This is a genomic window from Synechococcus sp. CS-1329 (genome assembly GCF_025128055.1).
Classification (GTDB): domain Bacteria; phylum Cyanobacteriota; class Cyanobacteriia; order PCC-6307; family Cyanobiaceae; genus Regnicoccus_A.
The window spans coordinates 40,233-65,795 of record NZ_JAHLYS010000015.1; the positions used below are offsets into that span (position 1 = coordinate 40,233).

General features: G+C 67.5%; 25 protein-coding genes and 1 pseudogene. 5 read left to right on the top strand and 21 right to left on the bottom strand.

The window, feature by feature from the left end:
- Window position 1: 1 nt before the first annotated feature.
- The 3 genes from ruvX to KQ304_RS02570 form a co-directional block, all read right to left on the bottom strand.
- A complete protein-coding gene (ruvX, locus tag KQ304_RS02560) occupies window positions 2-487 on the bottom strand; it encodes a Holliday junction resolvase RuvX (RefSeq protein WP_259735554.1) in 486 nt (161 codons plus the stop codon).
- The gene (locus KQ304_RS02565) at window positions 484-1,569 is read right to left on the bottom strand and encodes a hypothetical protein (protein WP_259735555.1); all 1,086 of its coding nucleotides are present in this window, start codon (window positions 1,567-1,569) and stop codon (window positions 484-486) included. Before KQ304_RS02565 ends, ruvX begins: the two co-directional genes overlap by 4 nt.
- A gap of 113 nt (window positions 1,570-1,682) precedes the next feature.
- Complete coding sequence (locus tag KQ304_RS02570; protein ID WP_259735556.1) at window positions 1,683-2,903, bottom strand: F420-0:Gamma-glutamyl ligase; 1,221 nt, start codon at window positions 2,901-2,903, stop codon at window positions 1,683-1,685.
- Window positions 2,904-3,015: 112 nt separating this feature from the next.
- On the opposite strand from KQ304_RS02570, the gene KQ304_RS02575 reads away from it, so the two are divergent.
- Window positions 3,016-4,398: a PhoH family protein gene (locus KQ304_RS02575; RefSeq protein ID WP_259735576.1), complete on the top strand. Its 1,383-nt coding sequence runs from the start codon at window positions 3,016-3,018 to the stop codon at window positions 4,396-4,398.
- A 498-nt stretch (window positions 4,399-4,896) separates the two neighbouring features.
- Here the strand turns inward: KQ304_RS02575 and KQ304_RS02580 are convergent, their stop codons facing one another.
- The 12 genes and pseudogenes from KQ304_RS02580 to KQ304_RS02635 form a co-directional block, all read right to left on the bottom strand.
- A complete protein-coding gene (locus KQ304_RS02580; RefSeq protein WP_259735557.1) occupies window positions 4,897-5,682 on the bottom strand; it encodes a methyltransferase domain-containing protein in 786 nt (261 codons plus the stop codon).
- Between the two features lie 335 nt (window positions 5,683-6,017).
- A complete protein-coding gene (locus tag KQ304_RS02585) occupies window positions 6,018-6,230 on the bottom strand; it encodes a type II toxin-antitoxin system HicA family toxin (RefSeq protein WP_259735558.1) in 213 nt (70 codons plus the stop codon).
- 381 nt (window positions 6,231-6,611) lie between these two features.
- Window positions 6,612-6,920 (bottom strand): addiction module antidote protein, encoded by a 309-nt coding sequence (locus tag KQ304_RS02590; RefSeq protein ID WP_259735559.1) that lies wholly within the window; start codon window positions 6,918-6,920, stop codon window positions 6,612-6,614.
- A 9-nt stretch (window positions 6,921-6,929) separates the two neighbouring features.
- Window positions 6,930-7,220 (bottom strand): type II toxin-antitoxin system RelE/ParE family toxin, encoded by a 291-nt coding sequence (locus KQ304_RS02595; RefSeq protein WP_259735560.1) that lies wholly within the window; start codon window positions 7,218-7,220, stop codon window positions 6,930-6,932.
- 921 nt (window positions 7,221-8,141) lie between these two features.
- On the bottom strand, window positions 8,142-9,113 hold the full coding sequence (locus KQ304_RS02600; protein ID WP_259735561.1) for an integron integrase: 972 nt from the start codon (window positions 9,111-9,113) through the stop codon (window positions 8,142-8,144).
- Window positions 9,114-9,184: 71 nt separating this feature from the next.
- A complete protein-coding gene (gene fumC, locus KQ304_RS02605) occupies window positions 9,185-10,579 on the bottom strand; it encodes a class II fumarate hydratase (protein WP_259735562.1) in 1,395 nt (464 codons plus the stop codon).
- Window positions 10,579-11,193: a thylakoid membrane photosystem I accumulation factor gene (locus KQ304_RS02610; RefSeq protein ID WP_259735563.1), complete on the bottom strand. Its 615-nt coding sequence runs from the start codon at window positions 11,191-11,193 to the stop codon at window positions 10,579-10,581. Before KQ304_RS02610 ends, fumC begins: the two co-directional genes overlap by 1 nt.
- A 34-nt stretch (window positions 11,194-11,227) precedes the next feature.
- Window positions 11,228-12,922: a DUF3685 domain-containing protein gene (locus KQ304_RS02615; RefSeq protein ID WP_259735564.1), complete on the bottom strand. Its 1,695-nt coding sequence runs from the start codon at window positions 12,920-12,922 to the stop codon at window positions 11,228-11,230.
- Between the two features lie 65 nt (window positions 12,923-12,987).
- On the bottom strand, window positions 12,988-13,350 hold the full coding sequence (locus KQ304_RS02620) for a Fur family transcriptional regulator (RefSeq protein ID WP_259735577.1): 363 nt from the start codon (window positions 13,348-13,350) through the stop codon (window positions 12,988-12,990).
- A 219-nt stretch (window positions 13,351-13,569) separates the two neighbouring features.
- Window positions 13,570-14,331 (bottom strand): 1-(5-phosphoribosyl)-5-[(5-phosphoribosylamino)methylideneamino]imidazole-4-carboxamide isomerase, encoded by a 762-nt coding sequence (gene hisA / locus KQ304_RS02625; RefSeq protein WP_259735578.1) that lies wholly within the window; start codon window positions 14,329-14,331, stop codon window positions 13,570-13,572.
- A 150-nt stretch (window positions 14,332-14,481) separates the two neighbouring features.
- A pseudogene (locus KQ304_RS02630) lies at window positions 14,482-14,637 on the bottom strand (hypothetical protein); the annotation flags it as partial.
- Entirely contained in the window at window positions 14,634-15,344 is a 711-nt protein-coding gene (locus KQ304_RS02635) for a Coq4 family protein (RefSeq protein ID WP_259735565.1), read from the bottom strand. The gene KQ304_RS02635 and the pseudogene KQ304_RS02630, both read right to left, overlap by 4 nt.
- 85 nt (window positions 15,345-15,429) lie before the next feature.
- On the opposite strand from KQ304_RS02635, the gene KQ304_RS02640 reads away from it, so the two are divergent.
- Window positions 15,430-16,350: an NAD-dependent epimerase/dehydratase family protein gene (locus tag KQ304_RS02640; RefSeq protein WP_259735579.1), complete on the top strand. Its 921-nt coding sequence runs from the start codon at window positions 15,430-15,432 to the stop codon at window positions 16,348-16,350.
- Here KQ304_RS02640 and KQ304_RS02645 read toward each other — a convergent pair.
- Window positions 16,329-16,865, bottom strand: coding sequence for a CDP-alcohol phosphatidyltransferase family protein (locus KQ304_RS02645; RefSeq protein ID WP_259735566.1), 537 nt, complete (start codon window positions 16,863-16,865; stop codon window positions 16,329-16,331). The two genes, KQ304_RS02640 and KQ304_RS02645, sit on opposite strands and share 22 nt — an antisense overlap.
- A 103-nt stretch (window positions 16,866-16,968) precedes the next feature.
- Between KQ304_RS02645 and KQ304_RS02650 the strand changes: the two genes are divergently transcribed.
- A complete protein-coding gene (locus tag KQ304_RS02650; protein ID WP_259735580.1) occupies window positions 16,969-17,403 on the top strand; it encodes a CBS domain-containing protein in 435 nt (144 codons plus the stop codon).
- On the opposite strand, the gene pdeM is transcribed toward KQ304_RS02650, so the two are convergent.
- Window positions 17,360-18,067, bottom strand: a complete 708-nt coding sequence (gene pdeM, locus KQ304_RS02655) for a ligase-associated DNA damage response endonuclease PdeM (RefSeq protein ID WP_259735567.1) — start codon at window positions 18,065-18,067, stop codon at window positions 17,360-17,362. The two genes, KQ304_RS02650 and pdeM, sit on opposite strands and share 44 nt — an antisense overlap.
- A 12-nt stretch (window positions 18,068-18,079) precedes the next feature.
- Window positions 18,080-18,664, bottom strand: coding sequence for a glutathione S-transferase family protein (locus tag KQ304_RS02660; protein ID WP_259735568.1), 585 nt, complete (start codon window positions 18,662-18,664; stop codon window positions 18,080-18,082).
- A gap of 31 nt (window positions 18,665-18,695) precedes the next feature.
- On the opposite strand from KQ304_RS02660, the gene KQ304_RS02665 reads away from it, so the two are divergent.
- Entirely contained in the window at window positions 18,696-20,822 is a 2,127-nt protein-coding gene (locus KQ304_RS02665) for a 4Fe-4S binding protein (protein ID WP_259735569.1), read from the top strand.
- Between the two features lie 30 nt (window positions 20,823-20,852).
- Here KQ304_RS02665 and KQ304_RS02670 read toward each other — a convergent pair whose 3' ends face one another.
- Window positions 20,853-21,146 (bottom strand): hypothetical protein, encoded by a 294-nt coding sequence (locus KQ304_RS02670; RefSeq protein WP_259735570.1) that lies wholly within the window; start codon window positions 21,144-21,146, stop codon window positions 20,853-20,855.
- Window positions 21,147-21,226: 80 nt separating this feature from the next.
- Here KQ304_RS02670 and KQ304_RS02675 point away from each other — a divergent pair, with 80 nt between their 5' ends.
- On the top strand, window positions 21,227-21,463 hold the full coding sequence (locus KQ304_RS02675) for a hypothetical protein (protein WP_259735571.1): 237 nt from the start codon (window positions 21,227-21,229) through the stop codon (window positions 21,461-21,463).
- A gap of 89 nt (window positions 21,464-21,552) precedes the next feature.
- Here KQ304_RS02675 and KQ304_RS02680 read toward each other — a convergent pair whose 3' ends face one another.
- Both KQ304_RS02680 and KQ304_RS02685 read right to left on the bottom strand, forming a co-directional pair.
- Complete coding sequence (locus tag KQ304_RS02680; RefSeq protein WP_311133880.1) at window positions 21,553-22,830, bottom strand: glycosyltransferase; 1,278 nt, start codon at window positions 22,828-22,830, stop codon at window positions 21,553-21,555.
- Window positions 22,831-22,859: 29 nt separating this feature from the next.
- On the bottom strand, window positions 22,860-25,397 hold the full coding sequence (locus tag KQ304_RS02685) for a ligase-associated DNA damage response DEXH box helicase (RefSeq protein WP_259735572.1): 2,538 nt from the start codon (window positions 25,395-25,397) through the stop codon (window positions 22,860-22,862).
- Window positions 25,398-25,563: the final 166 nt, after the last annotated feature.

The following is a 25,563-nucleotide window of genomic DNA, read 5'->3' on the forward strand; positions in this document are numbered from 1 at the left end:
ATCAGAATGTCTCAGCACCTGCCGGCTGGTCGAGCTTCGGTGTCGCTGGGCTGACCGGAAGAGCTTCGGGGCCTTCGCGCAGCCACTGCTCCAGCAGCAGGGCCGCGGCGGCGCTGTCGAGCTGGCCGCTGCGATCCCCGTGCAGCCCGCGGCGCTCGCCCGCTTCCCAGCTGCTGCCGTGTTCATCCACCCAGGCCAGGGGCAGCGCCAGGGCCAGGGCCAGGCGCTGGCCATAGCGGCGGCAGTGCCTGGCCTGGGCCGTGGGCTGCTGGCTGGCATCGAGGGGCAACCCCACCACCAGGGCCTGCACGCGCCGCTGGGCCACCAGGGGCCGCAGCCGATCGAGATCGGCGGGAAAGGCGCCGCGGGCCAGGGGGGCGAGGGGGGTGACGGTCAGACCGAGCGGATCACAGCCCGCCAGCCCGATCCTGCGGCGCCCCACATCGAGGGCCAGCACCGAGCGGGGCGGCGGCGGCTGGCGCTTCAACGGCCGCTGCCCAGGGCATGGGGACAGCCGAGGGGCTGGGAGCCGTGGTGGCTGCCCACACCGCGCTGCAGTGGGGTGGGCACGGGTCGGCGGCGGGGCTTGAAGGGGTCCAGCACGGTGTCCAGTCTCCAGGACTGGCGGCTGAGCTGACGCGAATCCTGGCGCCGCCAGACACTGCGGGCCATCAGCAGCTCCTCCCCCTCCGCCACCGCACCGAGATCACTCAGCCACTGCTCGCGTTCGTGGTCGCCGCTGTCACTGCGCAGCCGCAGGGGTGAGAGTCCGCCCGCCTGCTGGCGCACCAGGCGCGTCAGCGCGGGGCCATGCAGGTGGGACCAACCGGGGTGCAGGCTCACCTCCAGCTCCGCTGGACCGAGGCGATGGTTTCGCAGCCGCCGCACCGCCGCCACGGCCTGCTGGCGGCTGGTGTCCACCCAGAGCAGGCCTCGGCCTTCACTCTGATCAAGCACATCCTCGATGCGGCGATCCAGCAACTGGCGCAGCTGGGCCGGACAGGTGGCCTGCTCCAGATGCCAGAGGAGGGAGGCACTGCGGTGGTTGAGCGGCCGCAACTGCAGGTCGTCGCCGGGAGGCACGGCCGCCGGCAGGCCGGCGCCGGCCGGATCCGGTTCCCAGTACCAGAGGGTTTCCTGGAGCAGGGGCTGGAACCCCTGTTCCCGCAGCAGGGCCAGGCGGTCCTGGTGGCCTGTGGCCACCCTGGTGATCCAGCTGGAGGCCCCCGGACAGCGGTGCAGGGCCTCGCGCATCAGGGCCCCTTCCACCTGCCTGGCGCTGGGGGATCCAGGCTCGCTCAGGGCACCGCGGCAGAGCCTGAGCTCCTCCACTGCCCAGCAACTGCCGCTGCGGTTGAGCCGCCGCACCACGCTCAGACCCAGCAGTCGGTCGCTGCCGCGGTGGGCCACCAGCACTTCAGGCGCCAGGGGCGGACGCCGCACCAGCGTGCTCAGCAGCCGCTCCGGGGTCTGCAGCAACAGAGCTTTCTGCAGCAGGGGCTGCAGATCGAGGACAGCGGCGTCCTGCAGGTGCGGCAGCATCCAGCCCTGCAGGGGATCAACCTGCACGTCCCCAGGACCGGTGAGTGAATCACCTCCCGGGGAACGGGTTGGAGTGGGGTGACGCACGGAAGAACCGCTGATGATGAACTGTATCGGGGCGAGACAGTGGTTCCGGGGCCTCAGGCGGGGCGCACCAGCACCAGGGGGGTGCGTTCATTGGCGTTGCCGGCCGGATTGGGCCGCAGGGCGCGCTTCAGCAGGTCTTCGTCGCAGCCGGCGCTGGAGGCCAGCACCTTGACCCGCCCGAGATCGTTGACATCCACCACCGCCACCGGCACCCCCAGGGCCTGGGCCAGCTCCTGGCAGGTGCGTTCGGGCTGGTCCGGGCCGAGCACGATCGTCTGGTCGTAGGGAGGTGTGGTGCCGGTGATGTCGTCGATCAGGCGGGCCTGGGCCCCGGCGAGGCGGTAGAAGCCGCCCTTGCTGCCCACCAGTTTCATCAGGCTGCCGGCCAGCCAGGCGCAGAGCACGCGCGCCGGCCCCACGTTGTCGATCAGGGTCTGGAGGCCGCAGGCCGTGGCCAGGCTGCTGGTGGGATGAAACACGCGGCAGAGCAGCCGGGCCAGGCAGGAGGGCTGCACCATCGAGGGGTGCTGGTAGCGGCCCTGGATCACCGCCAGGGGCGTTTCACCGATGGTGAGGATGTCGCCGGGACGCAGCACCGGCCCGGCATAGCGCCTGAGCACCTCGGCGGGATCATCCAGCACCCCCAGCAGGTGGGTGGGCACCGGCAGCACCTGGCAGCCCTCGCCGTCGCGCCAGGCTGCGGTGGCTGGATCCAGCGGTGCGGGATGACGCACCGGCACCAGGAACCCCTCGCGGCGCTCCAGCCGTCCGAAGGGTCCGTAGTTGACCCAGATCACCTCCAGCCAGAGGGTGTCGAGCAGGTTCTGCAGCTGGCTGTGACGCTCCTCAGGGCTCGGACCATTGGCTCCGCCCGGCAGGTTGATGCGCACCGTGACCTTGAACTGGGTGCTCTTGTGACCTTTGACGATGTAGGCCGCCCAGTAGCCGTCGGGCCTGGTGGGTTCGTCGGGATGGTCGGCCACCAGCGTGGTGCTCACCCGCAGGCGCGAGAGATCCTGGCGGCCGAGCACGGTGGGGCGCAGCTGCAGCTCGGGCACCATCACCTCCATGCGGCCGTGGGGGTTGGCGATGCGAAAGCAACCCTCGAGCGCGACGGCGCCTCTGTTGTTCCAACGGGTGCTCCAGGGCCCGGAGCTCAGGCGCAGGGGCGAGGCCGGCCGCAGGCGATGGCGCGACTCCAGCCAGAGCAGGGTGAGGCCGAAGAGCAGCGCCAGCAGCAGCAGCGCGCAGAGCAATGGAGGCAAGGACGGCAAGGGGCAGGGAGCCGGATCAGCCGGGAGCGTAGATCGTGTCTGCTGCCCCGTGCTGGCGGGGTGGACACCACAACAGCCTTAGGTTCAGGCTGTGGCCATTGCGGCGCGGGTGATGAAGAAGACCTTCGTTCTCGATACGAACGTGCTGCTGCACGATCCCCAGGCGATCACCCGTTTTGAAGACAACACGGTGGTGATCCCGATCGAAGTGGTTGAGGAGATCGACCGCTTCAAGCGTGATTCCTCCGAGAAGGGCCGCAATGCCCGCCAGGCTTCACGCCTGCTCGATGAGCTGCGGGTCAGGGGCAACCTCTCGGAGGGAGTAGAGATCAACGCCGAGCACCACGGCCTGCTCAAGGTGGTGTTCTGCCGCAGCGAAACCCTCGCCCAGCTGCCGCCGGAACTGAAATCCGGCAATGGCGACAACAACATCCTGGCGGTGGCACTGGAGCAGCGCCTCCACGACGTGATGGGCAACCAGCCCCCCGTGGTGCTGGTCACCAAGGACACGAACCTGCGCATCAAGGCCGATGCGGTGGGTCTGATCGCCCAGGACTACAGCACCGACAAGGTGGCGATCGCCGACCTCTATCCGGGTTTCAGCGAGTGGATGGTGCCGACGGCGCAGATCGATCAGCTGCACCACGAGGGAACCCTCGACCTCGATGAGCTGCCGCCGCGGCTGCCGCCCCAGCCGTTGCTGCTGCCCAATGAAGGGGTGACCCTGGTGGATTCCAGCCACCCCCAGCACACCCTGCTGGCGCGGACGGATGGGGCCGCCAGGGGGCTGCGGCCTCTGCAGAAGGCGAGCCGGATCAAGCTGGGCCGCGTCAGCCCCCGCAACCGTGAGCAGACCTTCGCCCTGGATCTGCTGCTGGATCCGGCCATCAGCCTGGTGACTTTGGTGGGCAAGGCCGGCACCGGCAAGACCCTGCTGGCCCTGGCCGCGGGGCTGCATCAGGTGGCCGACGATCACCTCTACGACCGCCTGCTGGTGACCCGACCGGTGATCCCCCTGGGCAAGGACATCGGCTTTCTGCCCGGTGATCTGGGCGAGAAGATGGGCCCCTGGATGCAGCCGATCATCGACAACCTCGACTATCTGCTTGCCGCTGAGGAGGGGTCGACGGGCAGCCTGCGCTCCAGCCGCGGTCCGCGCAGCAACTGGTCGGATCTCAAGGGCATGGGCCTGCTGGAGGTGGAGGCGATCACCTACATCCGCGGCCGCTCGATCCCCCGCCAGTACATGGTGGTGGATGAGGCCCAGAACCTCACGCCCCATGAGGTGAAAACGATCGTGACCCGGGTGGGAGAGGGCACCAAGATCGTCTTCACCGGTGATCCCTATCAGATCGATAATCCCTATGTGGATGCCGACAGCAACGGCCTCACCTGGCTGGTGGAGCGCTTCAAGGGGCAGCGGCTGGCGGGCCACGTCACCCTGCTCAAGGGTGAGCGCTCCCCCCTGGCGGAGCTGGCGGCGAATCTGCTCTGAGTGCTGCAACCATTGTCCGGGCGCGATCGCCGCTCCGCAGGAATGGGCGTCATCAGTGCCCAGCCGAATCGATGGCGTCCTGGGCTACATCCAGCCAGAGCTGAGTGATCATGGGCACCTGGGCGTTGTCGGCATCAATCAGGACGGCGATGAAGCAGCTCATGAACGAGGATGTAGTGCTGAAAGTGCTCATCCTGATCCAATAAGTCCGTGGCAAGGGTCATATTCCCACCGGTGAACAGGAGCTCTACTTTCTGGCCATCTCCTGCACCTGAGCAACCCTGCGATTGACCTTGAGCTTCACCTCCCCCCACTCCATCTTGTACCGTCGCAAGTCCTGAGCTCGGTATTGCGTGGATTTCATTCACTGCTACCCGCAGCGACCCCTTGCTGAACGCCCCCGAAGCGAAAAACAGCACATGGCGGCCGAGGCAACTGTGGAGTTGCCCTGCAGGGCGAAGCGCACCAGCCGGTCCTCGCCCTCTCAGTCGTATCCGGTCAGTGCTTGCGGCCCCAGCAGATCAGCATCAGAACGCCTGCATAGGCCTCACCCTGGCGGTAGGCCTCGAGCCAGGTGAGGGCCTCGGGGAGTTCGGCGGAGAGATCCCTGGCGTTGGCGTCGATTTCGAACAGGAGATCCGACTCGGCGAACCCGTGGGTGGGCAGCCAGAATGCTTCCCGGTGGATGTCGCCCACCCCAGCTTCAACGAGGAGGCTCGACAACTCCCGCCCGATCCACGGATTCTGGAATGTCCGAATCCAGTCGTGCTGGATCCGCTCGCTTACCACGGAGTGGCGCCCGCCAATCAGGAACGTGCCCCAGTCTGGCTCGGCGCAGAGCACCACCGAGCCCCGGCGGGCGACGCGGGCCATCTCCAAGACGATCCGGCCCGGGTCGGCGATGTGCTGGAGGGAGCGGTCGATCCGCACCGCCTCGAAGCTGCCGTCAGCGAAGGGGAGGTCTGCGGCGTCGGCCACGCCGAACTCGCAGCCTCTCCCAGCATGGCGCGACTGCGCCGCAGCGATGAGAGTCCGGCTGCGGTCGACGCCCACGGCCCGCACGCCTCGCGCCTTCATCCTCACCACATCGTCGCCCATTCCGCAGGCCACGTCGAGGGCGGAGGCTCCCGGTTCGAGCCCCAGAAGGTCGAGTGCGCGCGCCTTGTACGCCTGCCCCGCTGGCATCGACTGAAGAGAGTCGAGACAGCGGATGATCTTGTCGGGAGCGGTAGCATCGACATCACGGAATCCGACGGGCAGTGGGTCTGGGGTGGTGTCATTCATGGGAATGGAGCGTGGTGATCTGATCTTCCGCTTTGAGTGGTAACGGGAGTAGCCTCTTCGAGGGCATACTTCTTAGTTGGGCGATGCAGATCATCCGAACTTGGTATTAATAATAGGGGGAGATGGAATTCTCTGACGCCCTGCAGGGTGGAGCAGACGCTTAGCGGCCACCAATCAACAATGGCATGGCACTGCAAACAAAAAAATTCATGGGGATGGATCCGGAGGACAGCGAACGCTGCCCTTGAGTGGCAGGCAGGGAGCCAGGGAGTTCAACAAAGATCTTCAGGGGGCGGCCCAGGTGAATGGCATTTTTAGCCGATTTCCCGCCTGCTTCACAGATCACCTGGTTCAAGGGCAGTGTGCTTGGCGATTCGAGACAACATCCTGGGGCCAATCTCTTCGCCTTCATGGAATGCAAAGTCATCGTCCGGATGGTCTGCATGCTCGAGCGTCTTGTGAGATCCTGACTGACGCTTAACTCTCCACCCAATGGACTCCAAGGCAGCCAATACTTTCTTGGCTTTGGCTGAAGGCCAATTACTCATGCAGAGAGTGGAAGGGAAAACCGGATGCTGACTGGCTCGGATTCGCCATTCTCAAGCCGATCAGCGATAACACGAAGGGCTAAGACTTCAGCTTTTGACATTGCACCAGAAGAGGTACTCCCATAGGCAAGGACTCCAGGTAGCTCCGGCACCTCAGCGATCCAACGACCGTCGACTTCTTGTTCGCACTCCAACGTGAAATTCATGCTTACCTCTTAGCTGATATCACTGTAGCTGAATCCCAGACTAGAGCGCTTCCATTCCTTCCGCCCCTTGCGGTGCCCTTCCCAGAGATTCGGCTAACGCTGCCCCTGAGTGACAGGCAAGAAGAATGAAGATGAAGCTGATTCCTTTTGGTGGCCTGTCCACTCGAGAGGCTGGTTAGACAGCCATTTTTGCGTTGTCAGTAGCGCTGACATGTAGTTGCAAGCCCAGTGCCGAGATAACCTTCAGTACGGTGGCCAGTTCTGGATTTCCTGAAGAGGACAGGGACTTGTACAGACTTTCCCTGCCTAACCCCGCTTCACGTGCAATTTGGCTCATCCCCTTGGCCTTGGCAATATCACCAAGCGCAGCGGCTATAAGCTGAGGATCTCCATCTTGAAGCGCAGCTTCCAAATAAGCTACGACATCATCGGAAGTGGTTAAGTGTGTGGCCGGGTCCCAGATAGTCGTGGTTGTTTTGGTCATTGAAATCTCCTAGAGGTTGCGAGCAAGATGCTTGGCGAGACAAATATCCTGATCTTGAGAGCTCTTGTCCCCGCCTGCAAGAAGGATGACGATGGCCTCACCTTGCTTTGTCAGGTAGATCCGATAGCCGGGACCGTAATGGATTCGCAGCTCTGATACGCCCTCTCCTATAGGCCGAACATCGCCCGGGTTTCCCAAGGAGAGACGCCTGATCCGAATGTCGATACGAGCTTTGGCTGCCCGGTCACGCACGGTAGAAAACCACGCGGCATAGGCAAGCGTCTCCCGGATTTCGAGCATGCTTCTACTGTATCCCAGGAGATACGCGTAGGCAACCGCCTACTTGGCCTGTCTAACGCTTGCCATCACCAGGCCGCAAACAGCTTTGGCGGATGAAGTGAGATTATTGGATGCGGCTCTGGTGTATGGCAATGTTAGATTGCCACAGATGAACACTGGAGCTTAGTCACAGAATCCGTACCCCCATCCATTTGAGGACGGGTTGCTCATGCATACCTTGCGACGAATACTTCCATCTGAAAAGCGGAACCACTCAATCCAATAACCAGTCTTCGCAATGCCAATACCCACTATTGACACATCGTCACAGCTTTTCATAAGAGACTTTGCATAGGAGTCTGTGAGCTTTGGGCTCGAGAGGATGTTTGATGCAATTGCTTGCGCTCTTTTGGGGTCTCTAGCCGATTCGGCATTTCCATCCAAGCCTATTCGAATCCTCTTTGACCTAGGAAAAGGATTGTCATCATAGCCCTCAATTACATTCTCGTCCACAAACGCAATAAGTGCGCCTTTATTGCTGTCTATATCTGTAAGGATGCTGCTGAGTGCCGCCTTGCAGTCTCTAGTCGCTGCCATAGCGGCACCAGTAGCTGAGTATAGTATAAATACAATGATTCCTGCCGACCAGTAGGTTAAGCACTGTATGCCTCGCTCGGGTTTTGTGTGGCTCATAGAGATTGCTGGATGAGAAATTAGATTCAGTAATGATAGAACTCTGGCCTATCATGGCAATTCCCTTGGCCAATCTAACTTGTTATTGGATGGTTTCCGTGAACCACACCCCGAAGCGTCTCCGTTCTGCGAACTACGGCGGTCACTCCACCGCTTGAGCTTCAAAAGCCTACGCCAGCTTCGGGTCTGCACTGCTGTCCCGTAAGCTCGGGAGTGGTTCACGGACCCGTGAACCACTTGTTCGAATGGCTACACAAGGTCTGCTGGGCTGAGTACCCCGAGAGGCCCTCGGTTGAGCACATGGGTATAGATCATGGTGGTGCTTACATCCTGATGACCCATCAGTTCCTGGATCGTGCGGATGTCCTGGCCACGCTCCAGCAGGTGGGTAGCAAAGGAGTGCCGAAACGTATGGCAGCTGGCTGCTTTGGTCACCCCAGACTCGGTAACCGCCCTCTTCACCGCCTTCTGCACCACGCTCGGATCGATGTGGTGGCGGCCCTGTGCTCCAGATGCTCGGTCGTGCCAACGGTTCTGCTGGGGAAACACCCATTGCCAGGCCCATTCCCGCTCTGCATTCGGGTACTTCCTCGCCAACGCATAGGGCATCAGCACTCGACCCCAGCCTGCCGCCAGGTCAGCTTGATGCAGCCGGCGCACCTTCAGCAGATGCTCCTGCAGCTCAGCTGCCAGGCTCTGGGGCAGCAGTGTCCGCCGATCCTTGCCGCCCTTGCCATCGCGCACCGTCAGCTCCCGCCGCTCGAAGTCCAACTCCTTGACCCGCAGGCGCAGCGCTTCCATCAGCCGCAACCCACTGCCGTAGAGCAGCCCCACCACCAGAGCCGGCTCCCCAGCAAGCTTTGCCCGCACCGCTCGCACCTCTGCCTCACTGAGCACCACCGGCAACCGCCGCCGCGTCCGCGCCCGCACCACACCCTCCAGCTCCAGATCCCTTTCCAGCAGCTCCCGGTAGAGAAACAACAGCGCCGCCAGTGCCTGGTTCTGGGTTGAGGCGCTCACCTGCAGCTCCACCGCCAGGTGGGTCAGGAAAGCCTTCACCTCCGTGCTTCCCATCTCCCGCGGGTGGCGCATCGCGTGGAAGCGCAGGAAACGCCGCAGCCACTGCTCGTAGGTGTTCACGGTACGGCGGGCGTAGTGGCGCACCTGTAACTCCTCCCTGTACCGCTGGATCAGGCCCGGGGGGCGCGAAGAGCTGGTCATGGGTCGGGGGAGTTCGCCGCTCTTTGAGGATTCCCACCGCTAACGCTTTTGCAATCAAACTGCCGGATCGCTCACACCATGGCGTCCGGTTTCACCCACCGATCGAACTCCTCGGCGCTGATCTCCCCGAGCCAGAGGGCTGCTTCCCTGAGACTCAGCCGCTGCTCGTGGGCATGTTTGGCGATGGCGCAGGCACGGTCGTAGCCGATCGCCGGTGTGAGGGCGGTGACCAGCATCAGGCTCTGATTCAGCAGTTCACTGATGCGGCTTTCGTTGGCCAGCAATCCATCGATGCAGAGCTCGCGGAAGCCGGTGCAGGCGCCCGCGAGCAAATCGATGCTCTCGAGCACATTGTCAGCGATCAAGGGCTTGAACACGTTGAGCTCGAAATTGCCCTGGCTGGCCGCCATCTGCACGGCCGTGTTGTTGCCCATCACCTGGACCGCCACCATTGTCAGGCTCTCGCACTGGGTGGGATTCACCTTGCCCGGCATGATCGAGGAGCCCGGTTCGTTCTCCGGCAGGATCAGCTCCCCCAGTCCGCAGCGGGGGCCGCTGCCGAGCCAGCGGATGTCGTTGGCGATCTTCAGCAGGCTGCCGGCCAGCACCGTGAGCGCGCCATGGGCGGCGGCCAGGGGTTCATGGCCTGCCAGGGCCTGGAACTTATTCGGCGCAGAGGTGAACGGCAGGCCGGTCCGTTCGCACAGCCGCTTCGCCACCTTCTCGCCGAAGCCCGAGGGCGCATTCAGGCCGGTCCCCACCGCGGTACCGCCGATCGCCAACTGGTGGACCTGGGGCTGGGCGTGGCGCAGGCTCTCGAGCCCCAGCTCCAGCTGGGCCACGTAGCCACTGAATTCCTGCCCCAGGCTCAACGGCACAGCATCCTGCAGATGGGTGCGGCCGATCTTGATGATCCCCGCGAAGGCCTCCGCCTTGGAGCGCAGGGCTTCGATCAGCGCCTCCACAGCTGGAACCAGCCGTTGCTTCAGCTCGATCGCCACCGCCACATGCAGCGCTGCCGGGAAGGTGTCGTTGCTCGACTGGCTCAGGTTCACATGGTCGTTCGGGTGGATCGGCCGCTTGCTGCCCAGCACACCGCCCGCCGCCTCGATCGCCCGGTTGGCGATCACCTCGTTCACATTCATGTTCGTCTGGGTGCCAGACCCCGTCTGCCAGACCTTGAGGGGAAACTCCTCATCCAGCGCCCCGCTCGCCACCTCCTCGGCGGCGGCCACGATCAAAGCTGTCAGCTCCGGCGCGAGCCTCGCTTCGGCCTGGTTCACCTCGGCGCAGGCGGCCTTGAGCTGGCCGAAGGCATGCACAACCGCCAGCGGCATCGCCGCGCCGAAGGAGAAGTTGCTGATCGAGCGCTGAGTCTGGGCGCCCCAGTAGTGAGCCGCCGGCACCTCGACGGCACCGAGGCTGTCCGTTTCGCGGCGCGTGGCTCCTCCCGGCTGGTTGCTCATCAGCCTGCGGGCACCACTTCGCTGTTCAGCTCATTGAAGCTGCGGGTGGCGCTGGTGTTGGCGCTGCCGGCGGGAGTGAGGCCGGTGGCCTTGCTCAGGGTGGCGCTGATGGATTCAGTGCTCACCTGCCCCTTGCCGTCGAACACCACCCGGCCGGCGGGATCGAGCACCACCACCTGGGGGATCAGGCCCTTCCAGTAGTGGGCAGGGTCGCTGCTGCCCTCATCGGGCCGGTTCTGGAGCTGATCGGTGGTGAGCGGAATGATCTCGACCCTCGATCCCCACAGCCGCTGCAGCTCCGAAACCACGGGGGCGAACTGTTTGCTGTCGGCGCTGTCATCGAGATAGAAGATCAGCACCACGGGCCGGTGGTCAGCCAGGGCCTGGGCCAGGCTGCTGCGGGGCGGCACCAGCGAGCCGTTGCCGGCGTAGAGCGAGTAGATGTTGCCGTCGTAGCTGTTGGTGGTGAGGGCCGCCGCCGCTGGAGACGCCGGGGCCAGCAGCAGCCAGGCGCCCAGGATCAGACTGAGCAGACCGGCTCTGAGGGCCGAGAGGGGAGCGGCTTGGAAGCCGAAGCGGGCAGCTTGGAAGCCGAGGCGGGCAGGGAGGCGCAACCGAACACCAGATGGGCTGGGGCCATTGTGACCCTCAGGGTCTGCTGATGCCTCGTCCGAGCCCCTGGAGGATCCCGCGACCCACCAGGCCGATGGCACGACCGATCACCTGGGTGAGCACCACCACGATCAGATCACCGGCCCGCTGCAGCAGGGCCCGCAGCTGCGGTGCCAGCGCGTCGCGGGCCTCCAGCGCCAGGGTGACGCCCTGCTGCAGCCAGCCCAGCTGGCGCAGTTCCTGATCGCGGGGTTCGGTGAGCAGCAGCGGGCAGATCATTCCTCCCTCCTCAAGCCGGTAGAGCCGCCGCTGGCTCTCGTAGAGCCGGATCGGCTTCTCGAACCACTCGCTCCAGCGCTGCTGAGCATTGAGCTGGTTGCGCAGGCGCTCCAGGCTGCGGGTGGCGATCAACTCCTTCACCAGCAGGTAGCGGCGCAGCTCCGGCCAGTCGCCGCAGCTGGCGAGCACATCGGCGCTGATGCTCTCGGCGCTGCGGATCACCCAGTTGCTCACCAGGGCCTCGAGGTAGAGCAGAGCCTGGGGTTCGTCGGGGGCCAGCAGGCGACCGTCCACCAGCAGCGGCTGGGCCGTGAGCAGGGCCGCCAGCATCGGCTGGCTGGAGGGCATCTCCGGATCGTCGAGATCGAAGCTGCCCTGGCTGGTGAGGGTGTCGGCCACAGGCAGCAGCGCCCCCTGCTGGGGCAATTGCACGTAGGGCCCGGCCATCTGACGCAGGGCCTGGCGGCGCAGTTCCGGCTGCAGGCCCTGCCAGCGGCCCTGGAGGTCGTCGCCGCGCAGGCGCTCCTGGCGCAGCTGCCGCAGCAGCTGATCCAGCTGACTGAGCAGGGCCAGAAACAGATCGCGCCGCCGCTCCTGGCTGAGGCCCTCAAGGGCGAACAGCTCGGCGCTGTCCTGGCGCAGCAGCGGCCCCTGGCTGGCCTGGCTCAGGCGTTGGTGGATCGCCTCCCACACCGCCACGGCGGTGCGCTGCCGCAGGGTGATGGCGGTGCTGCCGCCGCTGGGGGGACGGGGTTCATGGGCAGGGGTCTTGGGCTCCGGGGGCCGTGCTGCGGCGCCCCAGGCCATGGACAGCGGTCCCCACAGCCAGATCAGCAGGGCACGGGCCGTGCCCAGTTCCCGCTGCCGTCCCTCCAGGATCAGTTGCAGCAGCAGGTTGGCGGGGGGAGGGTCCAGCAGGCGACGGCCGAGCTCCAGTTCCAGATCGATCTGCTGCAGCCCGCTGATCAGCAGCCACTGGCCGAGGCCCATCGTTTCCGCTGCCCAGCTGCCGCCCGGCTGGGCAGCGGCGCTGGAGAGGCTGTCCCCATCGAGGGCCACCACTCTTCCACCCTGCAGCAGGGTGCCCACGGCCTGCAGCAGCACTTCCGGCTCCGGCTGCTGCAGCAGCCCGGCGACCGGCAACTGCAGCAGCCAGTCGTTGCTGCAGCCGCTCTCGGCGGGGAGCAGCAGCAGCAGCGGCGCCGGCAGCCAGCGCTGTTCCAACCGCTCCAGCTCCAGCAGCAGGTTGCCGGGATGGATCGGGGCCTCCAGGCTCCAGATCAACAGTTGCGGAGCGCCTTCGAGCTCGGAAGGGTCGGCCGCCACGCGGCAGGGGGGGCTCGCTTCCGCCAGCAAGCGGCGCAGGCCCTGACACAGCAGCGGCTGGGCCAGCAGCAGCACCTGGACACTTGCGGTCTCAGCAGCCCCAGGGTCGGCCGCAGGCTCAGTCACGCGCCGGTCAGGTTCATCGGCTCAGGCTACCGACCGCTAGCGCGAAACTCCAGGGGCTGAGCCGATCAGGCGCGGCGGCGGCCGTAGAGCTGGAGGGTGTACGACTCGATGCTGTAGCCGGTGATGTCTTCGATCTGCTGCACCAGCTCCTCGGGCAGCACCACATCGAGATCTTCGATCTCGCCGCTCTGCAGGCAGGTGAGGTGGCTGTGGGGATCGCTGCGGTAGCCGTAGAGCCGGCCGCTGGCACGATCGAGGCACTCGATCACACCGGCGGATTGCAGGGCTTCAAGGTTCTGATAAACGGAGGTGTGGCCGATGTTGCGGCCCTGGGCGTTGAGGCGCTCAAAGATGTCGCGGGCGCTGAGATGACGCCGATCGCTCCAGAGCAGTTCCAGCACCATCCGCCGCTGACGGCTCAGGCGCATGCCCAGATCCCGGCAGCGCCGGAAGGCCTGGGCCACGGCCCCTTCGGCTGCGGGTGTCGCTCCGGAGCTCACCGGCACGGCTGTGGTGGTGAGGGAGACAGACACAGAGAGGACAGCACTGCAGGGCTTATTTCTATGTTAATGGGCTCCATCGATGGGCTGGCCCCACGGCGGGCTGAGTCTGCTGCCGGCAGTCTCTCGGCTGTGCTCCCGCGTCGATCAGCAGAGCGAGGAACCGGAGGGGTCCTGCAGCCGCGCGGGCCCCACGGCCTGCAGCGCTTCGCCCAGATCGACGCTGCCGTCGTAGAGGGCGCGGCCCACGATCACCCCCTCCACCCCCAGGGGGGCCAGGCTGAGCAGGGCCAGCAGGTCGGTGATCGAGCCCACACCGCCGGAGGCGATCAGCGGCAGGGAACTGGCGCCGGCCATGGCCCGCAGGGCCTCCAGGTTGGGGCCGGCCAGGGTGCCGTCGGTGGCGATGTCGGTGCTGATGATCGCCGCCACGCCGCTGCCCTCGAAGCTGGCGGCCAGTTCGGTGGCCACGGTGCGGCTCTCCTCGATCCAGCCCCGGGTGGCCACCAGGCCGTTGCGGGCGTCGATGCCCACGACGATGCGGCCGGGGTGGCGGGCCGCCAGCTGCCGCACCAGCTGCGGCTGCTCGATCGCCACGGTGCCGAGGATGACGCGATCGAGACCGCAGGCCAGCAGGTCATCGGCCCGCTGGGCCGTGCGCACGCCTCCCCCCAGCTGCACCGGGATCGTCAGGGCGGCGGTGATGGCACGCACCACGGCATCGTTGACGGGCAGGCCACTGCGGGCGCCGTCGAGGTCGACGAGGTGCAGCCGCTCGGCCCCCTGCTCCTGCCAGGCGAGGGCCTGGGCCACCGGATCGTCACTGAAGCGCGTGACCTGGTCGTAGTCGCCCTGGTGCAGGCGCACGCACTGCCCGTCGAGCAGGTCGATGGCGGGGATGATCTGCATGGCGGCGGCGGGCTGGTGCTGGGGCAGCTCCCATCCTCCCTGGCCGCCGCCTGGATCGCTGTCCAGCTCAGGCCCGGCCTGGGGCAGCTGCTGCCAGCCCGGACGCCAGTGGCGGCGGTCGCGCAGCTGCCGCTGGGGCACCACCAGCCGGAAGCCTGGATCCAGCAGGGCCGCGAGCTCGAAGGCCCGCTCCTGGCCTCGCCCCCGCTGCCCGAGCAGGCGGAAATGGCGATGGCCGCCGCTCTCGCCCAGGGCCGCCGCCTGGGCGGTCCAGTGGGGCGGCAGCCGCGGCTCGTTTCCGCTCACTGTGCCGACGAGAGCGTCAGCCCATAGGGGGCGTCATCGGCCGACTCACGCAGTCCCAGTTGCTCACGCCAGCTCTGGATCGGCCGCTCCCAGCCCTCCTCCCAGCGCACCGCCGCCAGGCAGGAGGCGGTGCGCGCGATGGCCATCGCCTGGGCCAGGGCGGCGCTGAGCTGCTCGAAGTCGAGCTGAGCGGCCTGTGGCTGACCTTGCTGACGGAAGCTGTTCAGCTGGGCGGCGGTGTTGAGCAGCACGTAGGCCGGGAAGCCGATCTGGTTGGCGGTGATCATCAGCACGCCGTTCTCCCCCACGGGCCCTGTGCCGAAACCCGTCACCACGTGGTGAATGTCGTGGGTGGTGGCGATCCGCTGGGTCAGCCAGCGCGCCTCGGTGTCAATCGGGCGGGGCCGGAAGAATGCGGGGTCGTAGTTGAGCCCGCGGATCAGCTGGGCGTATCGGCGGCCGAGGCTGCCGTCCGGCATCTGGATCATCCGCTCGATGTCCGGCTGCAGGGGCGGGTAGCGCTGGTCCATCATCTCCGCGCCGCCGGGCACGGCGCGGAAGCGGCGGACGCAGGCCTCCATCTGGGCGCTCTCGAGCATGTTGTCGACCAGATCGGCCACCGAGTGCAGATCGCCGCCGCTGCGGCCAATGGCCGCCAGCAGCTTGAGGTTGTTCAGAGAACGCAGTAGCTCGGTCCAGCGGGCCATGGGTCTGAGGGCGAAGCGTTTCTCCGCAGCATTGCAGCGGCAGCGGCGCTGGCCGCTTGAATGGCGCCCTCCCCGCTGAATGGCCGTGCAGATTCTGGTGATGGGTGGAACCCGTTTCATCGGCAAGCCCCTGGTGGCGCAGCTGCTCGCTGCCGGGCATCAGCTGACCCTGTTCACCCGCGGCCGTCAGCCCCTGCCCGAGGGGGTGGAGCATCTCTCGGGCGACCGCAGCGACCCGGCCGGCCTTGAGCCCCTGCGGGGCCGTGGCTTCGATGTGATCATCGATTCCAGCGGCCGCAGCGGCGCCGACAGCCAGGCGGTGCTGGAGCGCACCGGAGCGCCGAGCCACCGCTTCGTCTACGTCAGTTCCGCCGGTGTCTATGCCGACAGCGAGCTCTGGCCCCTGGACGAAGACTCCCCCACCGATCCCGCCAGCCGCCATGCCGGCAAGCTCGACACCGAAGCCTGGCTGCGCCAGCAGGCCATTCCCTTCACCAGCTTCCGCCCCACCTACATCTACGGACCCGGCAACTACAACCCGGTGGAGAGCTGGTTCTTCGATCGGATCGTGCACGGCCAGCCGGTGCCCCTGCCCGGCGATGGCACCACGATCACCCAGCTGGGTCATGTCAGTGATCTGGCCACGGCGATGGCCCGCTGCCTGGATGTGGAGGCGGCGGCCAACCGCATCTACAACTGCAGCGGCGCCAAGGGCATCAGCTTCCGGGGCCTGGTGGCTGCGGCGGCGAGGGCCTGCGGCGTGGAGCCCGAGGCGGTGGAGATCCGCAGTTTCGATCCATCCGGCCTCGACAAGAAAGCGCGCAAGGCCTTCCCCCTGCGCCTGGCCCATTTCCTCACCGACATCCACCGGGTGCAGCGGGAACTGGCCTGGACTCCCGCCTTTGATCTCGACGCCGGCCTGGCCGACAGCTACAGCAACGACTACGCCCTGCGCGGGGTCACCAGCCCCGACTTCAGCTCCGATCAGGCGCTGCTGGCTGGCTGAGGCCCGCGCAGGTAGCCGGCGGCTGAGCTGAGCGCCAGCAGCAGCGAGGGCCAGAACAGCCACCAGCCCAGGCTGCGCAGGCCGCTGGCCAGCGGCCAGCCCGGCGGCCAGAGCAGCAGCAGCAGCGCCGCGAACTGAAGCACGGTCTTGGCCTTGCCGGCGGCGGAGGCCGGAGCGCCGCTGGCCTGGCCGGCCCGCCAGCCGGAGATCAGCAGCTCCCGCGCCAGCAGCAGCCACACCGCCCAGAGGGGCAGGCTCCCCTCCCGGGCCAGCCAGAGCAGGGGGGCGCAGACCAGGATCTTGTCGGTGAGCGGGTCGAGCCGTGCACCCCAGACCGAGCCGCCGCCCGCGCGCCGGGCCAGCCAGCCATCGGCCCAGTCGCTGAAGCCGCCCAGCAGCAGCAGGCCCCAGCCCCAGCCCGCCTGGCCGGCGCCGAGGGCCAGCAGCAGGGGCAGCCCCAGGAAGGCCCGCGAGACGGTGAGGGCATCGGCCAGACGGCGAGCCGGAGGAGTCATCGCAGCGGCTCCGGGGCGTACCCCCACGCTGGCCTAGAACCGTTGAAGACGCTCTGCACCGATGACCCCCGACACCCCAGGAACCGTACGGGTGGCCGACGCGATGTCCACACCCGTGCTGTCGGTGACACCGAGCACGCCGCTGCAGGAGGCGGTGAAGCTGATGAGTGATCACCACATCAGCGGCCTGCCGGTGCTGGATGAGCAGGGGGCCCTGGTGGCTGAACTGAGCGAGCAGGATCTGATGGTGCGCGAGAGCGGTTTTGATGCCGGTCCCTACGTGATGCTGCTCGATGCGGTCATCTATCTGCGCAACCCGCTCGACTGGGACAAGCAGGTGCATCAGGTGCTGGGCAACACGGTGGCCGATGTGATGAGCCGCCATCCCCACAGCTGCGGCGCCGACGTGTCGCTCTCGGCGGCGGCCAGGCTGCTGCACGACCGCTCCACCCAGCGGCTGTTCGTGCGCCAGGGCGAGAGCGTGGTGGGGGTGCTCACCCGCGGCGACGTGGTGCGCGCCCTGGCGGCCCAGGGCTGAGCTGCCGCCAGGGCACGATCGCCCCATCCGCCACCAGCCAGAGCTGCTCGCCCGGATCACAGGGATGTCCGCCGGTGAGCTGCCCGAAGGAGGGCAGCAGCAGGCGTGAGCTGGCGGCGGCGTAGCTGAAGCAGGGCAGGCGCAGGCGGTCGCTGCGATCGCCGATCAGCGCCACCGGGTGCAGGTGGCCGCAGATGTGCAGCAGTTCGGTGGTCTCTGGTGGTGGCTGGTCTTCGGGGCCATGGCTGAGCCAGAGCGGCCCTCGGGCCGTGGCCGGCTCCTGGGGCAGTCCCTCGATCCAGCTGCCCCGTTCGTGGTTGCCGCCGATCAGCCTCAGCGGGCAGCCCAGCAGCTGGGGCAGGGCCCTGAGTTTCTGACGCAGCTCGGCGGTGAGGCCGATCCGGCTGTGGATCAGATCGCCCAGCACCACCACCTCCCGGGGCCGCCAGCGGTGGGCCAGGGCCAGCAGGGCGTTGAGGGTGCCCGCATCCCCGTCACTGGGCAGGGCGATGCCGTGGCTCTGGAAGGTTTCGGCCTTGCCCAGGTGCAGGTCGGCCAGCAACAGCAGCTGCTGCTGGGGATCCCAGAGGGCCTTGGCGGCCAGCAACTCCAGCCGTTGCCCCCGCCAGTGGAAGGGGGCTCGATCGAGGGGGGGATCCGCCATCGCCAGCTGGGCTCAGGCCGTGGCCATCGCCGTCTGGTAGGCGGGCCGGGCGCGGGTGGCCTCGATCGTGGCCTGAACCGCCGGGTAGGGGCTCAGGTCCAGCTGGGGAAAAAAGATCGGCAGGTAGGCCAGATGGGCGTTCACGGCGCAGTCGGCCACACCCCAGGAGGCGCCGATCAGGGGGGTCGCTTCAGCCAGGCGTTGATCGAGGGCGGCCATCAGCCGCGGAAACTCCCGCTCCCGTGCCGATTCCACGAACAGGGCGGTGGCCAGGGTGGCGTTGGCGAACAGCACCCACTGCTCGGCCAGCGCCCGCTGCTCGGGGCTGCTGAATTCCTGGCCGTAGCGATCCGCCAGGTAGAGCAGGATCGCGCCGCTCTCGAACAGGCGCAGCGGTCCTCCCTGGGGGGCCACGGCGCTGGAGTCCTCCAGGGCCGGCACCTTGCCGAAGGGGTTGATCGCCAGGAAGGCCGGCTGCCGGTGCTCATCGGCCTGCATGTCAAGCAGGCGCCAGCTGTAGGCGATCCCCTTTTCGGCCAGGTACCAGCGGGGCATGGAGGCCCTGGAGCGGGGGCCGCCGTAAAGAGTCAAGGCCATGGCTGGGTGCGCTGGAAATCCTCCCCGCAGAATGGGACCTCATGGGCAGGAAGCGCCAGTGGCTGACAGCCTGCTCCGTCTGGCGCCCCTGTTGGTGGGGCGCGCCCGCCGCGGCATCGTCGGCTCCAGCCGCTATGCCCACACCCTGCGCGAGGCGGTGCGCACCGCCTCGAACGACCCGCAGGCTGGTCCGCTGCTGATCACCGGCGAGCCGGGGCTGGAGAAGGACAACATCGCCGCCCTGATCCACTTCGGCTCCCCCGCCCGCCGCCAGCTGTTGCTGCGGCTGGATGGGGCGCTGCTGCGGGGCGATGGCGCCGAGCTGTTCGCTGCCGCCGGCCGCAGCGGTGAGGGCTCGCTGCTGGAGAACCCCGAGGTGGGCGGGGTGCTGATCGACAAGCTCGATCGGGTCGATCCCCAGCTGTTGCCGGCCCTGATGGAGCTGGCCAGCACAGGCCGCTGGCAGGCGCCGGGCCCCGCCACAGCCCCCCGCCATTTCCCCGGCCGGGTGTTCTTCACCACCGAGGCGGTGGTGCCTGGTTTTGAGCGGGCCTGCACGTTGATCCGGGTGCCGCCGCTGCGGGTGCGGCGCCAGGACCTGGGCGACTGGTTGCGCTACGACCTGCGCCTCAAGAGCCGGGCCCTGGGCTGGCCCACAGCGCCGGTGGCGGGGGCGGAGCTGGTCCGCCGGCTGCAGACCCGCGATTTCCCCGGCAACGTGCGCGAGCTCGAGGATCTGGTGGAGCGGGCCCTGCGCCAGCTGCCGGTGCCGGCCGCGGCCGAGCCGCCGCTGGAGCTGCCCGAAGACGTCTTCTGGCTCTCTTCCCGTCAGAGCCGCCCCCGCTTCGATCTCTGGCGCTGGAAACCATCGCTGCGCCGCTGGATGCGCTCACCGCGCCTCTGGAACACCCTGCTCTTCGCTCTGGTGAGCTGGGTGTTCGTGCTGGTGAACCTCTGGCTGTGGCTGGGTCCCCAGGACCGCGCCCACAACGGGGCGCTCAACCTCTTCTGGGCCTGGTGGTGGCCCCTGATCCTGCTGGGCTATCCCCTGGTGGGCCGCCTCTGGTGTTCCTTCTGCCCGTTCATGGTCTGGGGTGAGATCAGCCAGCGGCTGGCGGCAGCCATGGGTTGGCAGCCCTCCCGCTGGCCCAGGGGTGAGACCGACCGCTGGGCAGCGCCGGCCCTGGCCGCCGGTTTCGCCGCGATCCTTCTCTGGGAGGAGCTGGCGGATCTGGAGAACAGCGCCCGCCTGAGCAGTGCCCTGCTGCTGCTGATCACCGCCGGGGCCGTGATCGGTTCGTTGCGCTTCGAGAAGCGCTTCTGGTGCCGCTATCTCTGCCCGGTGGGGGGGATGAATGGCCTGTTCGCCAAGCTCTCGGTGCTGGAGCTGCGCGCCCAGGTGGGCACCTGCAGCGGCAGCTGCAGCACCTATGCCTGCTTCAAGGGTGGTCCTGCCGATGGCGAGGGTCTGGCCACGGCGGGCTGTCCGCTGGGCACCCACCCCGCCCACCTGGAAGACAACCGCAACTGCGTGCTCTGCCTCACCTGTGTCCAGGCCTGCCCGCACCGCTCCGTGCAGCTGAGCCTGCGGCCCCCTGCCGCCGATCTGCAGCGGGAGATGGCCCCACCCGACGGTGAGGCGGGTCTGATCCTGGTGCTGGCCGGGGGGGTCTGCCTCAAGTTCTGGGATCGCCTGCTGGGCGGTCTGCCCCTGGCCCCTGAGAGCCTGCAGGAGGGCCCCCTGCTGCCGCGCCTGGCCTTTGCGCTGCTGGCCCTGGCGCTGCCCTCGGCCCTGGCCCTGGTGGCACTCCGGCTGGGCAGTTGGCTGACGCCACCGGCCCGGGCCGCCCGGCGCCTGCGCCTGGGGCTCTATGGCCTGCTGCCCCTGCTCTGGGCCCTGCTGCTGGCGCGGCACCTGCCGGTGGGGATGGCGGAGGCGGGCCGGTTGCTGCTGGTCAGCTTCAGGCAGCCCCTGCCCAGCTGGAGCGCCGATCAGCACGTGATCGCCTTCTGCCAGAGCCTGGTGCTGCTGGTGGGGGTGGGCGGCTCGCTGGTGCTGCTGCGCCGCCTGCTGCTGAACAGCCGGGCGGCCCTGTGGTGGGGCAGCGCCGTGGCCGTGGTGCTGGGGGCTGGTGGGCGCTGGCTGGTGGCGGGGTAGGTGGCGTGGTGGCTGGCCACCGCCGCGCTTTCACTGAAATGCGCAAAGACGCCGGATATCGGAGCTGTTGTAGAGGCTGTGCGTGGCACCGGGGCTGGCCACCGCGAGGTTGTGCTCCTTTGTGAGCAGGTTGGCGGCACCAAGGCGGTTGGCGATCTCCACCCGCTCCAGGCCGTGGCTACTGCGCCAGAGACGGCAGTCGTGGCGGCTGTTCTGGCCCCCAGCGCCGGCCCTGGCCGCGGCGGTGGCCGCCAGCAGGGCGGTGATCCATAGGGCGGGCCCAAGGCAGCGGTGGCCAAGGCGACGACATCGAGCGGTGTCCAAGGTCCAAGCGGATGTGTTCCTCTTGCTACACCAAAGACGGGGCGCTCCGCCAGGATTCAGCCACGGAAGGAGAGCCCCCAGTGACTCGACGACGCCTCCAGCGCCAGCTCCCCGGCGAAACCCGCCACTGGCTTGAGTGCCGCCTGCACGCCCTCGAAAGCCTTGAACAGTTCGAAGAGGCCTACGCCCTGCGCATGGAAATGGCCGAGTGGCTGCTGGAGGACAGCCACGATCAACCGGTTAACAACCTCACCGTGGCGCGGCTGCTGCGCGATGGAACCGCGCTGATGGATTCCCTGCTCAGCGACCCGACATAATCAGGCCAGAAGGCTTCCCCCCATGACCATCGCCCTGCTGATTGCCCTTGTGGGCTCCCTGGTGCTGATGAACTGGATCGTCAAGAAGCTCAGTAAGGCCTGAGCGACCGGCCCCGCCAGGTCCAGCCGCGGCCGGTGCTGGTTTTCCAGATCGATGCCGGTGCGATCGCGCCGATCACCAGACCACCCAGCCAGGCCAGCCACCAATGGCGCAGGCCGAGGCCGAAGCGCCAGCGGCTCCAGATCCGCACCGCCAGCTGCAGGGTCACCCCCACCAGGGCTGGCGGCAGCAGGGATGGCCAGGCCAGCGGCGGCTGCAGGGCCTGCAGTCCCGCCAGCAGCAGCAGCAGCCAGGGGCCACTGAACAGACCCAGCACCAGGGCGCCACTGGAGAGGGTGAGCAGGGGGTTGCGGTTCAGGCCCAGATGCCAGTTCTTGGTCCAGCCCTCCCAGAGGGCGCTGAAGTTGGGATACATCTCGAGATCGAGAAGCTCGATGCCGAGCAAGTAGCGCAGGCGTAAGCCCTGCTGCTTGATTGCCCGCGCCAGGGCCAGATCCTCCACCACCTCGCCGGCCAGGGCCCGGTGGCCCCCGATGGCCTCGTAGCTGGAGCGGCGAAAGAGCATGAACGGACCAGCCGCGAAGGCCGTGTCGTCGTTGGGATCATTGGCGCGGGCGATCGGGAAACCCAGGCCCAGCAGCGCCACCACGATCGGTTGCACCACCCATTCCGCCAGGCAGCCGCAGCGGATGCGTGGGGCGAGGGTGAGCAGATCAGCGCCGCTGCGGCGGGCCTCGGCCACGGCACTGGCCAGGGCCGCCGGCGCCACGGTCACATCGGCATCGATGAACAGCAGCCACTCCGTCGCACTGGGGTCTGGATCGGGAGTGGGGCGCTGGCTCAGCTGCCGCACCGCTTCACTGCAGGGCCAGTTCTTGCCGCTCCAGGTCTCGCCGGCGGGGCGTGGCCCGCAGCGCAGCACCTCCAGGGGCGGTGACGGGAAGGCTCCGGTCTTGATCAGCGCCTCCAGCCCCTCGACGGTGCCGTCGCTGGAGTCATCGTCAGCCACGATCAGCCGCCAGTTCATTCCCCCCAGCTCACTGGCGAGCAGGGCACCCACGCAGCCCTTGATCCTTGTGGCCTCGTTGTAGGCAGGCACGATCACGCTGAGGATGTCGCGACCGTTGGCTTCTCCCTCCCCCTTCGACGCGCCTGCTGGGGTGGCCCCCAGGCGCGGGGCGCGGCCCATGGTGAGTTCGAGCACCAGCAGCAGCACCAGCAGCCCGAAGGCCGCCAGCCAACCCGCCAGCAGCAGCAGCTGCAGCACCAGTTCCATGGTCATCGGTGCTGCCCCAGGGGCGCCCACTCTCGCTGCTCAGGCTGGGCTGCTCCGCTTCAGTCTTGATCTTCCGCTGTCCTGGCCTCGGCCACCAGCCGCTGCACCCGCTCCAGCACCGACTCGTTGCTCATGCGGTTGTTGAGGCGTTCCACCAGCAGGGGGAAGGCGAAGGGCCCTGGCCGGGCTGTGCGCTCCAGCAGGCGCTGGGAGCGGCTGAGGCGATCGAGGGCCTGGCGCAGGCGGCCCAGTTCCAGCTGGTCGTCCATCACTTCGCGGCGGGCCTGCAGCAGCAGGCGGTTGCCGGGTTCATGGCGACTGAAGACATCAAAGAGCAGAGAGGCGCTGATCTGCAGCTGGCCGCCGCTTTTGGTCTGGCCCGGGAAGCCGTTCACCACCAGCCCGGCGATCTGGGCGATCGCGCGGAAGCGACGGCGGCAGAGTTCAGAGAGGTTGATCGAAGCCTCCAGATCGGCTTCGAGTTCGCTCTGATCGAGCAGGGCTTCGCCCCATTCCTCGTAGAGCGCTTCGAAGGGATAGCCGCGGGGTGCCAGCAGCTCGAAGCCGTAGTCGTTCACCGACACCGTGATCGTGGCCGACTGGAGGCGCGTGAGCCGACCGGCCCAGAGAAAGCCCAGCCCCTCATGCACGAAGCGCCCCTCGAAGGGGTAAGCGAACAGATGGCTGCCCTCGCGGCTGCGGGTCACCTCCACCAGGAACTGATCCTCCCGCGGCAGTCGCGAGAGGTCGGCCTGGCGGCGCAGCAACGGCTCCAGTGCCCGCAGTTCAGGCGTGTCGAGGCGCTGATCGTTGCCGCTGGCTGCCGCTGCAGCGGGGTCGCTGGCCTGGAGCGCGCCGGCACAACGGTGCACCTCCCGGCGCAGATGACCGCTGAGCAGATCGGAGAGGGCCATCTGGCCCCCGGCCCAGGCGGGCACCGTGCGGCTCTTGCGGCTGCTGGCCTTCACCAGGGCGGTCATGTCGCGCAGGCGCACGAACTCCAGCTGCCGCCCGGCAAAGAAGAACACATCTCCGGGCTTCAGGCGTGAGACAAACCCCTCCTCCACCTGGCCGAGGCTGGCGCCGCGCACCACCTTGACGGTGATCGAGCGGCTGGAGGTGATCGTGCCGATTCCCAGCCGGTGCAGGCGGGCGATGGCGGGAACGTTGACCTTGTAGAGGAATGAAGCCTCTGGCCTGGTGGTCGCTGCCAAGCAGGGCTCGCGCTCCAGCTTGCGGAAGCGGGGGTAGGCGCCGAGGCAGTCGCCGCCGTGCTCCAGGAAGCGCAGGCACCAGTGCCAGCTGGCGTCATCGAGCTGGCGGTAGCTCCAGCTGCTGCGCACCCGCTGCAGCTCCTGCTCCGGCTCGAAGCCCGGCCCGCAGGCCAGGCTGGTGAGGTGCTGCAGCAGCACGTCCAGTGGCGCCAGCGGCGGCCGGCGGGTTTCCACCAGCCCTTCGGCCAGCCCCCGCCGCATCGCCGACACCTCCAGCAGCTCCAGCGCATTGGTGGGCATGAACAGCACCTGCGAGGTGCCGCCTGGGCTGTGGGCCGAGCGGCCGGCGCGCTGCAGCAGCCGCGCCAGGTTCTTGGCACTGCCGATCTGCACCACCCGCTCCACCGGCTGAAAGTCGACCCCCAGATCGAGGGAACTGGTGCAGACCACCCAGCGCACGTCGCCCGCCTTCACCCCCGCCTCGATCGCTTCGCGCTCGCTGCGGTCGATCGAGCCGTGGTGCAGCGCCAGCGCCCCCTCCATCTCGGGGCAGGCGTAGCGGAGGCATTGGTGCCAGCGCTCCGATTGATTGCGCGTGTTGGTGAACAGCAGCGTGGAGATGGCTGGATCCAGGGCCGCCACCAGCTCCTCGTGCATGCGCAGGCCCAGGTGGCCGCCCCAGGGGAAGCCATCGATCGACTCCGGCAGCAGGCTGCGGATCTCCGTGCCCCGTTTCATCCTTGCTCGCACCAGCAGGGGCTTCTCGCTGGCGCCAACCCCCACCGCCGCGCGGGCGGCCTCCTCCAGGTTGCCGATGGTGGCGCTGATCGCCCAGGTGCGCAGGCCGGGGCGCTGGCCCCGCAGCCAGCTCAGGGCCAGCTCGCTCTGGCTGCCGCGCTTGCTGCCCATCAGCTCGTGCCATTCATCCAGCACCACCGCTTCGAGGCCCGAGAACAGCTGCTGCGCCGCCCGGTTGGCCAGCAGCACCGAGAGTGATTCCGGCGTGGTGATCAGGATCTGGGGCGGCTGTCTGAGCTGACGGCTGCGTTCAGCACTGGCGGTGTCACCGTTGCGGATGCCCAGGCTCAGGGGCCAGCCCATGGCCTCGATCGGCTCGCGGATCGCCAGGCCCAGATCGCGGCTGAGGGCGCGCAGGGGCGTGAGATAAAGCAGGCGCAGGCCGGGCGCGGGGTTTGCCAGCATCGAAGCGATCGGTCCCATCACCGCCGCATAGGTTTTGCCGGCGCCGGTGGGCACCTGGATCAGACCGCTCTGCCCGCGCAGGTAGGCCCGCCAGCACTGGCGCTGAAAGGGCAAGGGCCGCCAGCCCTTCTGGCGGAACCACTCCTCGATCGGCGCGAGGGCAACGGGCTGGGAAGCCAAGACAGGGGAATCCGGATCAGGTGGTGAGCTGACTGACCGACACATCTCTGAGAGCCCTTGCAACAGCATGGGTCTCAGCTCATTGGGTGGGCGGGGAGCCATGGGAGCTTGGGGCTGCGAAACCAATCCAATCCCCCGTGGATCCCCAGACCCGACTGCATCGTGA